At 70.9% G+C, this 10419-nt stretch carries 10 protein-coding genes; 6 read left to right on the top strand and 4 right to left on the bottom strand.

Translation table 11 applies throughout. The features are described 5' to 3' along the window. The first annotated feature begins 288 nt into the window (after positions 1–288). From iolC to AB0M63_RS25535, 6 genes are read left to right on the top strand one after another with little or no spacing between them, the layout of a single operon-like run. Positions 289–1257, top strand: a complete 969-nt coding sequence (gene iolC, locus AB0M63_RS25510) for a 5-dehydro-2-deoxygluconokinase (RefSeq protein ID WP_355920245.1) — start codon at positions 289–291, stop codon at positions 1255–1257. Between the two features lie 39 nt (positions 1258–1296). Continuing rightward, the gene (locus AB0M63_RS25515; protein ID WP_355920242.1) at positions 1297–2175 is read left to right on the top strand and encodes a deoxyribose-phosphate aldolase; all 879 of its coding nucleotides are present in this window, start codon (positions 1297–1299) and stop codon (positions 2173–2175) included. A 14-nt stretch (positions 2176–2189) separates the two neighbouring features. Next, positions 2190–3086: a 5-deoxy-glucuronate isomerase gene (gene iolB / locus AB0M63_RS25520; RefSeq protein ID WP_366021007.1), complete on the top strand. Its 897-nt coding sequence runs from the start codon at positions 2190–2192 to the stop codon at positions 3084–3086. Beyond that, positions 3086–4963 carry a 3D-(3,5/4)-trihydroxycyclohexane-1,2-dione acylhydrolase (decyclizing) gene (gene iolD / locus AB0M63_RS25525; protein WP_366021008.1) on the top strand — a complete coding sequence of 626 codons (1878 nt, stop codon included), beginning with the start codon at positions 3086–3088 and terminating at the stop codon, positions 4961–4963. The genes iolB and iolD overlap by 1 nt, the downstream gene beginning before the upstream one ends. A gap of 29 nt (positions 4964–4992) precedes the next feature. Further along, positions 4993–6486, top strand: a complete 1494-nt coding sequence (locus AB0M63_RS25530; RefSeq protein ID WP_355920233.1) for a CoA-acylating methylmalonate-semialdehyde dehydrogenase — start codon at positions 4993–4995, stop codon at positions 6484–6486. A gap of 30 nt (positions 6487–6516) precedes the next feature. After that, a complete protein-coding gene (locus AB0M63_RS25535) occupies positions 6517–7287 on the top strand; it encodes a GntR family transcriptional regulator (protein WP_355920230.1) in 771 nt (256 codons plus the stop codon). Positions 7288–7296: 9 nt separating this feature from the next. On the opposite strand, the gene AB0M63_RS25540 is transcribed toward AB0M63_RS25535, so the two are convergent. The 4 genes from AB0M63_RS25540 to AB0M63_RS25555 form a co-directional block, all read right to left on the bottom strand. After that, entirely contained in the window at positions 7297–8283 is a 987-nt protein-coding gene (locus tag AB0M63_RS25540; RefSeq protein WP_366021009.1) for an aldo/keto reductase, read from the bottom strand. A gap of 103 nt (positions 8284–8386) precedes the next feature. After that, entirely contained in the window at positions 8387–9049 is a 663-nt protein-coding gene (locus AB0M63_RS25545) for an NUDIX domain-containing protein (RefSeq protein WP_355920224.1), read from the bottom strand. A 312-nt stretch (positions 9050–9361) separates the two neighbouring features. Next, complete coding sequence (locus AB0M63_RS25550) at positions 9362–9958, bottom strand: DUF305 domain-containing protein (protein WP_366021010.1); 597 nt, start codon at positions 9956–9958, stop codon at positions 9362–9364. Between the two features lie 68 nt (positions 9959–10026). Further along, on the bottom strand, positions 10027–10419 hold a 393-nt coding region (locus AB0M63_RS25555; protein ID WP_366021011.1), incomplete at its 5' end, for a DUF6153 family protein.

The following is a 10419-nucleotide window of genomic DNA, read 5'->3' on the forward strand; positions in this document are numbered from 1 at the left end:
TTCCTGCACCTCACTGTGCTTCAGGGGAAAGGGATCAATGATCGCAGAGATCCGGGCTCGGGGCCTGTGCAACCCCGGGTCGTAAGCCGCGAAACACGGCTGTTGCGCTGGGACGGAATCCAATCCCCGGTCACGCCCGCTGTCAATACTTTGTTAAGACATCATTTCACAAGCAGGTCCGAATGTAAGTACAAACTATTGACAGGCACCCCCTCCGAGACCTACACCTGGGAGTCGGCAGGCCCCCCGGGACCCGCCACCCCCAGCCGCTCAGAGGAGTGTCCGCGCATGGCCGAGTCAGCCCAGCCCTTCGACCTGATCACCATGGGCCGGATCGGAGTCGATCTCTACCCCCTGCAGTCCGGGGTACCCCTGGCACAGGTGGAGACCTTCGGGAAGTTCCTCGGCGGTTCGGCCAGCAACGTGGCGGTCGCGGCGGCGCGGCTGGGCCGCAGCACCGCGGTGATCACCCGCACCGGCGACGACCCCTTCGGGGCCTATCTGCACGAGGCGCTCAAGGACTTCGGGGTCGACGACCGCTATGTCACGCCGGTCGCGGACTACCCCACACCGGTCACGTTCTGCGAGATCTTCCCGCCGGACGACTTCCCGCTGTACTTCTACCGGCAGCCCAAGGCGCCGGACCTGGAGATCCGCACCGACGAGCTGGACTACTTCGCGATCCGCCAGGCCCGGGTCTTCTGGATCACCGGCACCGGGCTGAGCGAGGAACCGAGCCGCTCCGCCACCCTGGCCGCCCTCAAGGCGCGCGACAAGGCGGGCACCACGGTCTTCGACCTCGACTGGCGCCCGATGTTCTGGAGGGACCCGGAGGAGGCCCGCCCGTACTACGCCGAGGCCCTGCGTCACGCGACGGTCGCGGTCGGCAACCTCGACGAGTGCGAGATCGCCACCGGCGTCCGCGAACCGCGCGCCTGCGCCCAGGCGCTGCTCGACGCGGGCGTGGAGCTGGCCGTCGTCAAGCAGGGCCCCAAGGGCGTCCTGGCCGTGCACCGCGACGGCACGACCGCCGAGGTGCCGCCGGTCCCGGTCGAGGTGGTCAACGGCCTCGGCGCGGGGGACGCGTTCGGCGGCTCGCTGTGCCACGGGCTGCTGTCCGGCTGGGAGCTGGAGCGGACCATGCGGTACGCCAACGCGGCCGGCGCCCTCGTCGCCTCCCGTCTCGCCTGCTCCACCGCGATGCCCACCGAGTCCGAGGTCGAGGACCTCCTCGCCGGCGCGCGCGTGGGCAACTGACCACGTGGCCGACCCAGCCACCCCTGAACGGAGTCCGTCTTGAGCATCAGCATTCCCGACCTGGTCACGGTCAGAGCCCGGCATCCGGAGGCGATCGCCGAGGCCGCCGCCCGCCGGGTGCGCCGCCCGCTGCTCGGTGACAGCGGCCGCCTGATGATCGTGGCCGCCGACCACCCGGCCCGCGGCGCGCTGGGCGTCGGCGGCCGTCGTACGGCCATGGCGAACCGGGCCGACCTGCTGGAACGCCTGTGCGTCGCGCTGTCCCGGCCGGGCGTAGACGGGGTGCTCGGCACCGCCGACATACTGGAGGACCTGCTCCTGCTCGGGGTCCTCGACGGCAAGGTCGTGATGGGCTCGATGAACCGCGGCGGTCTGTCCGGCGCCTCGTTCGAGATGGACGACCGGTTCACCGGCCACCGCGCCGAGGACATCGAGCGGCTGCGCTTCGACGCGGGCAAGCTGCTGCTCCGTATCGACTACGACGACCCGGGCTCGCTCACCACCCTGGAGTCCACCGCGCGTGCCATCGACGACATGGCCGCACGCCAACTGCCGCTGTTCGTCGAGCCGTTCATCGCGCGCCGGATCGACGGGAAGGTCCGCAACGACCTGTCCGCCGAGGCCGTCACCAAGTCCATCGCCATCTCTGCGGGCCTGGGCGGTACTTCGGCCTACACCTGGCTGAAGCTCCCCGTCACCGACGACCCGGACGACATGGCCGAGGTGCTGGAGACGTCGACGCTGCCCGCCGTGCTGCTCGGCGGGGAGGTCGGCGACGACCAGGAGGGCGCCTACGAGAAGTGGCGCAAGACCCTGCGGCTGCCCACCGTCCAGGGCCTGGTCGTCGGCCGCTCCCTGCTGTATCCCGCCGACGGCGGCGTGGAAGCGGCGGTCGACACCGCCGTCGGACTGTTGTGAACCGGAGGCACACGATGACGAGCGCGTACCACCTTCCCGCCGGCAAGGCCCTGGGCGGCCCCTACGTCGTGGACGTCACCCCCGAGTCGGCGGCCTGGGGCTACTCCAGCCTGCGGGTCCTGGAGCTGCCGCCAGGCGGCACCCACACCTTCGACACCGACGACAGCGAGTGGATCGTCCTCCCGCTCAGCGGCGCCTGCACGGTCTCGGCCGCCGACGACTTCGGGCACGACACCTTCGAACTCCGGGGCCGCGAAAGCGTGTTCACCGGCGTGAGCGACTTCGCGTACGTCCCCCGGGACTCCCGTACGACGATCTCGTCCGCCGACGGCGGTCGCTTCGCGCTGAACGGCGCCCGCTGCACCCGCCGGCTGCCCGCCCGCTACGGCCCGGCCTCGTCGGTGCCGGTGGAGCTGCGCGGCAGCGGCAACAGCAGCCGTCAGGTCAACAACTTCGGTGCGGCCGGTGTCTTCGAGTGCGACAAGCTCATCGCGGTCGAGGTGCTCACGCCCGGCGGGAACTGGTCCTCGTTCCCGCCGCACAAGCACGACGAGCACCGGCCCGGCGAGGAGTCCGTCCTCGAAGAGGTCTACTACTTCGAGTTCGCCGACCACGACGGCACACCCGGCCTCGGCTACCAGCGCGTCTCCCCGTCCGGACAGGGCCGTAACACCGACGTCCTGGCCGAAGTGCGCGGCGGAGACGTCGTGTTGATCCCGGACGGCTGGCACGGGCCCTCGATGGCCGTGCCCGGCCACCACATGTACTACCTCAACGTGATGGCGGGTCCCGAGGAGGACCGCTCCTGGCTGATCTGCGACCACCCCGATCACGCCTGGGTCCGCGGCACCTGGCCCGAGCAGCCCGTCGACCCCCGTCTCCCCCTCTACACGGCACCGGAGAAGTCCTGATGAGCACCCCCACCCGCCGCCTGACCGTCGCCCAGGCCCTGGTGCGGTTCCTGTCGGCCCAGTACACCGAACGCGACGGCGTACGGCACCGGTTGATCGCCGGCACCTGGGGCATCTTCGGCCATGGCAACGTTGCCGGGCTCGGCCAGGCCCTCCTGGAGGTCGGCGAGGACACGATGCCCTTCCACCAGGGCCGCAACGAACAGGCCATGGTGCACGCGGCGGTCGGTTACGCCCGCCACCTCGACCGGCTCTCCGCGCAGGCCGTCACGACGTCCATCGGACCGGGCGCCACCAACCTGGTCACGGGCGCCGCGCTGGCCACGATCAACCGCCTGCCGGTCCTGCTCCTGCCCGGCGACTACTTCGCGACCCGCGCCGCCGACCCGCTGCTCCAGCAGTTGGAGCACCCGGTGGAGGCGGACCTCTCGGTCAACGACACACTGCGCCCGGTCTCCCGTTACTTCGACCGGATCACCCGCCCCGAGGCCCTGATCCCCTCCGCGCTCAACGCGATGCGCGTGCTCGCCGACCCGGTCGAGACCGGGGCCGTGACTCTCGCGCTCCCACAGGACGTCCAGGCCGAGGCGTACGACTGGCCGGAGGAGTTCTTCGCCGACCGCGTGTGGCACGTACGGCGTCCCGCGCCGGACCTCGCCGAGCTGGCGGAGGCCGTCGAAGCCATCCGTTCCGCCGAACGCCCGGTGATCGTCGCGGGCGGCGGGATCCATCACAGCCGCGCCGAGGAGGCGCTGAAGGCCTTCGTGGACGCCACCGGCATCCCGGTCGCCTCCACCCAGGCGGGCAAGGGCTCACTGCGCTACGACCACCCGGCCGATCTCGGCGGCATCGGCCACACCGGCACCGCGGTCAGCGACGACATCGCGCGCGCCGCCGACCTGGTCATCGGCGTCGGCACCCGCTACACGGACTTCACCACCGCCTCCAACACGCTCTTCCAGAATCCGGCCGTCCGGTTCGTCAACCTCAACATCGCCGCGTTCGACGCCCACAAGCTGGCAGCGCGCACGCTGGTCTGCGATGCGAGGGCGGGGCTCACGGCGTTGGCGGAGGCCCTGGACGGCCACCGGGTGAACTCGGTCTACGAGGCCGAGTACCGGACCGGCAAGAAGCGCTGGGAACGGGTCGTCGACACCGCGTTCGCCGCGGCCGACGAGAACGCCGTCCCCACCCAGACCCAGCTCCTCGGCGCCCTCGACGCGATCGTGGGCGACGACGACGTGGTGATCAACGCGGCCGGTTCGCTCCCCGGCGACCTGCACAAGCTGTGGCGGGCGCGCAGCCCCCGCCAGTACCACCTGGAGTACGGCTACTCCTGCATGGGCTACGAGATCCCGGCCGGCCTCGGCGTCCAGCAGGCCGCCCCCGACACCCCCGTGTGGTCGCTGGTCGGCGACGGCACCTACCTGATGATGCCGACCGAGATCGTCACCGCGGTCCAGGAGGGTCTGCCGGTCAACCTGGTCCTGATCCAGAACCACGGCTACGCCTCCATCGGCGGCCTCTCCGAGTCGGTCGGCGGCGAGCGCTTCGGCACCGCCTACCGCTACCGGGCCGCCGACGGCACCTTCTCCGGCGCCCCGCTCCCGGTCGACCTCGCCGCCAACGCGGCCAGCCTCGGCATGGACGTCCTGCGCGCCAAGACCGTCCGCGAACTGCGCGAGGCCCTGGCGACGGCCCGCGCCTCCGACCGGCCGACCTGCGTCTACGTCGAGACGGACACCGCCACCCCGACCGCTCCCCCGGCCGAGGCCTGGTGGGACGTACCGGTCGCCGAGACCGCCTCGCGCGAGTCCGCCGTACAGGCCCGCGAGGAGTACGACCGCCAGGTCGTCGACCGCCGCCGCCACCTCTGAACTCCCCACCCCTGAAAGGCACTCGCACCATGAAGACGATCACCCACTGGATCGACGGAAAGCCCGTCGAGAGCACCTCCGGCCGCTTCGGCCCCGTGTACAACCCGGCGACCGGCGCGCAGGAGAAGCAGGTCGGCTTCGCGACCGTCGACGAGGTGGACGCCGCCGTCGCCTCCGCGAAGGCCGCGTTCGAGAGCTGGGGCACCACGTCCCTGGCCAAGCGCACCGCGATCCTCTTCAAGTACCGCGAGCTGCTGGACGCGCACCGCGACGAGATCGCGGAGCTGATCACCGCCGAGCACGGCAAGGTGCACTCGGACGCGCTCGGCGAGGTCGCGCGCGGCATGGAGATCGTCGAACTGGCCTGCGGGATCAGCGTGCAGCTCAAGGGTGAGCTGTCCACGCAGGTCTCGACCCGGGTGGACGTGGCCTCGATCCGCCAGCCGCTGGGTGTCGTCGCGGGCATCACGCCGTTCAACTTCCCGGCCATGGTGCCGATGTGGATGTTCCCGCTCGCCATCGCGACCGGCAACACCTTCGTCCTCAAGCCCTCCGAGAAGGACCCGTCGGCGACCTACCGGCTGGCCGAACTCGCCTTCGAGGCGGGTCTCCCCCAGGGCGTGCTGAACGTCGTCCAGGGCGACAAGGTGGCCGTCGACCGCATCCTGGAGCACCCGGACGTCGAGGCCGTCTCCTTCGTCGGCTCCACGCCGATCGCGAAGTACATCCAGCTCAAGGCGGTTGAGCACGGCAAGCGCGTGCAGGCCCTCGGCGGCGCCAAGAACCACATGCTCGTGCTGCCCGACGCGGACCTGGACTTCGCGGCCGACCAGGCGATCAACGCGGCCTACGGCTCGGCCGGCGAGCGCTGCATGGCCGTGTCGGTCGTGGTCGCGGTCGGCGACACCGGCGACGAGCTGGTCGCCAAGATCGCTGAGCGCGCCGGCAGGCTGCGCATCGGCCCCGGCAACGACCCGGCGAGCGAGATGGGCCCGCTCATCACCCGCGAGCACCGCGACAAGGTGGCGTCCTACGTCGCCTCCGCCGCCGCGCAGGGCGCCGAGGTCGTCGTCGACGGCACCGGCTTCTCGGTCGAGGGCCACGAGGACGGCTTCTTCCTCGGCGTCTCCCTGCTGGACCGGGTGCCGCTGACGGCGGACGCGTACAAGGACGAGATCTTCGGCCCGGTCCTGGTCGTCGTGCGCGCGGAGTCCTACGACGAGGCCATCACGCTGATCAACAGCTCCCGTTGGGGCAACGGCACCGCGATCTTCACCCGGGACGGCGGCGCGGCCCGCCGCTTCCAGATGGAGGTCAAGGCGGGCATGGTCGGCGTGAACGTGCCGATCCCGGTGCCCGTCGGCTACCACTCCTTCGGCGGCTGGAAGGACTCCCTCTTCGGCGACCTCCACATCTACGGCAACGACGGCATCGCCTTCTACACCCAGGGCAAGGTGATCACCACCCGCTGGCCCGACCCGGCCGACGGTGGGATCAACCTCGGTTTCCCCAGCAACTCCTGACACACCGTCACCGCCCGAATCCGATAGGAGGTGCGCCCCGTGGCCGCAAGCGTCTCCGCGCTCGACGCCCTGCAGTTCGCCCTGGACCGCAACAGTCCGGTGCCGCTCTACTACCAACTCGCACAGCAGTTGGAGGGGGCGATCGAGCACGGGACCCTCGCTCCGGGCAACCTCCTGGGCAACGAGATCGACCTCTCCGTACGCCTCGGCCTGTCCCGCCCCACCGTCCGCCAGGCCATCCAATCCCTTGTCGACAAGGGGCTGTTGGTCCGGCGGCGGGGGGTCGGCACGCAGGTCGTGCACAGCCAGGTCAAGAGACCGCTGGAACTCAGCAGCCTCTACGACGACCTGGAGTCGGCCGGACAGGGGCCGGCCACGCAGGTGGTGCGCAACGAGGGCGTGCCCGCACCGGCCGACGTCGCGGCCGCCCTCGGGGTCCCGGAGGGCAGCGAGGTCACGCTCCTGGAGCGGCTGCGCTCCACGCACGGCCAGCCGGTGGCGTTCCTCTGCAACTACCTTCCGGCGAACCTGCTCCAACTCGACACCGCCCGGCTGGAGTCGACGGGCCTGTACCGGATGCTGCGCACCGCCGGCATCACCCTGCACAGCGCCCGCCAGACGATAGGGGCCCGATCGGCCACCCCCGAGGAGGCCACCCGCCTCGATGAGCAGGAAGGGGCGGCACTGCTCACCATGCAACGCACGGCGTACGACGACACGGGGCGGGCGGTCGAGTACGGCTCGCACATCTACCGGGCCTCGCGCTACGCGTTCGACTTCCAGTTGCTGGTCAGGGCCTGAGCGGGCTCCTCACCCGGCGGAGTCCAGCCGTTCCCGCTGCTCGGCCGTCAGTTCCAGGTCGACGGCCGCCAGGTTCTCCTCCAGTTGGGCCACGGACGACGCCCCCGCGAGCGGGACGACCGGCAGCGGGCCGCCCAACTGCCAGGCCAGCACGACCTGGTTGACACTCGCGCCGGTCTCCCTCGCGACCTCGCGCAGGGCGGCGAGCCGGGGCGGGGTGCCCGGGTGGTCGTACTCGACGCCCAAGGGCTTGTCCTCGCGCGCATACGCACCGGCCAGCAGCGGTGAGTAGGCGACGAGGGTCAGGTCCGGCTCGGCGCGCAGATAGCCGAGCAGGTCCGGGGTGGCGCTGCCGAGGCTGCCGTCGGGGAACAGCTCGTGCGGCAGGTCCGTGCGGGGGCGCAGATAGCTGTGCTGGTACTGGAGGACCTCGTAGCCGGGCAGACCGGCCGCGGCGGCGAGGGCGCGGGCCCGTTCCACCCGCCAGGCGGCGTGGTTGCTGACGCCCAGGAGACCGACCGTGCCCTCGGCGACCAGCTCGGCGAACCCCTCGACGGTTTCCCGGAGTTGGACCGTGTGGTCCTCGATGTGCGCGTAGAGCAGATCGAGTTTGGCCACGCCGAGGCGTTCGCGGCTGCGTTCGGCCGACTCGCGGATGACCTTCGCGGACAGACCCTCCGGGTTGTCGACGTAACTGGTGCCGGGCGCCAGGGGGCGGGCGCCGAGCTTGGTCGCGATCACGATCTCGTCGCCGATGCCGCGGCTGCGCCGCCACCGCCCGAGCAGCTTCTCGCTCTGGCCGCCCTGGCCGCCGTCGTGCCAGAAGGCGTAGTTGTCGGACGTGTCGATGAAGTTCCCGCCGGCCTCGACATAGCGGTCGAGTACGGCGAAGGAGGTCGCCTCGTCGGTGCGGGAGCCGAACAGCATCGCGCCGAGCGCGAGCACGCTCACCTCGCGGCGGTGGGCCGGATCGGTGCCGATGGTGCGGTACTTCATGATGATCCCTCCCGTTCGCACCCGGTTCTCCGGGCACGAACGGGAGTCTTCCGTTTGGAGCGCACTTCAAGTCAAGGCCCTGGCAAGTACGGGCCCTGGACGGCTACTTGGCGAACGGCCCGTCCAGCGCCGCCCATTGCAGCAGCATGATCGTCTTGGCGTCGGCGATCTCCCCGGTCCGGATCATCTCCAGGGCTCTGCGGAAGGGCAGTTCGAGGATCTCGATGTCCTCGCCCTCCTCCTGGAGGCCCCCGCCTTCGTGGGTGCGGGTCGAGGGGCCGTAGGAGGCGGCGTAGAAGCCGATGCGTTCGGTGACCGAGCCGGGGCTCATATAGACGTCGAAGACATGCTCCACCGCGCCCACGGTGTGCCCGGTCTCCTCCACCACCTCGCGCCGTACGGCCTCCTCCGGGTGTTCGTCCTCGTCGTCGAGGAGTCCGCCGGGGGTCTCGACGAGCATGCCGTCGGGGTGGCCGTTGACGTACACGGGGAAGCGGAACTGGCGGGTGAGCAGGACCGTTTCGCGCTCGGCGTCGTACAGGAGCAGGGTGGCGCCGTTGCCGCGGTCGTGGGTCTCGCGCTCCTGGGTGGTCCAGGTGCCGTCGGCGTGCCGGAAGTCGAAGGTCGTGGTGCGCTCGACGTACCAGTGGCTGGACAGCAGTTTCACGTCGCGGACCCTGACCCGGGGATTGCCGGTCAGGTCGAGGCCGGTGCGGTGCAGGCCGGTGCGGCCCCGGCTGTCGGGGGTGTCGGCGCCCGCGGTCATCGGACACCGGCCGGAGAGGAGAGCAGGATCGAGTTGTTCATGCCCGACGTCTATCACCCCGGGGCGCGGCCCGCGTGACCGGACACCGTGACGCGGGAGCTCAACTGGTGTACCGGCTGCGTTGATTCGTCGGGTACCCCGCGCCCCTCCGACCACGATCCGGAACTGCCCATCGACGTCCAGCAGGCGTAGGAGTTCCTGCGGCTGTTCGAGGAGCAGCGCCTACGACGAGAGGCCGCGGACGGCCGCCTGAGCCGGGGGTGGAGCCGACCGTGCGGTCGGCCCCACCGTGTTCGGCGATCGTGCCGGTGCTCAGCCCTTGCCGAGCAGCTTGTTCATCCGTGTGATCTCGGCGCTCTGCGCGGTGATCACGTCGGCCGCGAGCCCGGTCGCCGGGCCGTACCTGCCGTCCGCCTTCTCGGCCTTGGCCATGTCGACGGCGCCCTTGTGGTGTTCGACCATCATGGTGAGGAACATCGTGTCGAACGCGGTGCCGGACGCCTTCTCCAGCTTGCCCATGTCGGCGTCGCTCATCATGCCGGGCGTCGAGGACGACATGTCGTGGCCCATGCCGGACATGTCCTGGGGGACCTTCTCGCCCCACGACGTCAGCCAGCCGGACATCGTCTCGATCTCGGGGTCCTGCGCCCCCTTGATCTTCGTGGCGAGGCTCTTGACCTGCGCCGAGGAGGCGTGGCCGGCGGCCAGCCCGGCCATCTCGACGGCCTGACGGTGGTGCTGGATCATCTCCTTCGAGAACGAGACGTCGGCGGCGTTGTGCCCGCCGGCCTCGGTTCCGCCGTCCGCCTTGCCGCCGGTGCCGCCGCCGCATGCGGCGAGCGTGAGTGCGGCCACCGAGGCGGTGGCGGCGAGGACGGTACGACGGACGAACCTGCGCTGTGCGGTCATGGTGGTACTCCTGGGATGTGGGTCGGTTCAGGGCATGCCGGCGCACGCGGTGCCGCGCGCGGGTTGCTCTAGATCCGCAGGAGTTGGAGTTCGGCCAGGGAGGGTGGTGCGCGTCCCCCGTCGGGATCGCCACCGGCCACGGACGTCCGCCCGTCCGGCACTTCGGCGCAGGCCGCCACATCGGGCCGCAGCACCGGAACCACGACCGGGCCACCGGCGACGGACGCGGAGGCGCAGGTCGCGTCCGCGTGTGCCATGTGATCGCCGCAGTCGCCCAAGTCGTGATCGCAGGCATCCCGCGTGGCCGCCTTCTCCCTCATGGCCATGGGCACGGCCGTCGTGGTGCGACCGGGCGCGGGGTGCGCCAGGGGAACGGGCCCGAGTCCATGCATACCGAGCAGGCCCAGCAGCAGAACGGCCACGAGCATCCCGCTTCGCCGCAGCGTCTGCTGCGGCGAAGC

This window comes from Streptomyces sp. NPDC051576, from assembly GCF_040681835.1.
Classification (GTDB): Bacteria; Actinomycetota; Actinomycetes; order Streptomycetales; family Streptomycetaceae; genus Streptomyces.

Bases quoted from the DNA above. Each gene is read 5' to 3' on its own strand.
- AB0M63_RS25550 (WP_366021010.1), bottom strand. From the start codon at position 9,958: ATGACCGCACAGCGCAGGTTCGTCCGTCGTACCGTCCTCGCCGCCACC.
- iolB (WP_366021007.1), top strand. From the start codon at position 2,190: ATGACGAGCGCGTACCACCTTCCCGCCGGCAAGGCCCTGGGCGGCCCC.
- AB0M63_RS25530 (WP_355920233.1), top strand. From the start codon at position 4,993: ATGAAGACGATCACCCACTGGATCGACGGAAAGCCCGTCGAGAGCACC.
- iolD (WP_366021008.1), top strand. From the start codon at position 3,086: ATGAGCACCCCCACCCGCCGCCTGACCGTCGCCCAGGCCCTGGTGCGG.
- AB0M63_RS25540 (WP_366021009.1), bottom strand. From the start codon at position 8,283: ATGAAGTACCGCACCATCGGCACCGATCCGGCCCACCGCCGCGAGGTG.
- iolC (WP_355920245.1), top strand. From the start codon at position 289: ATGGCCGAGTCAGCCCAGCCCTTCGACCTGATCACCATGGGCCGGATC.
- AB0M63_RS25545 (WP_355920224.1), bottom strand. From the start codon at position 9,049: ATGACCGCGGGCGCCGACACCCCCGACAGCCGGGGCCGCACCGGCCTG.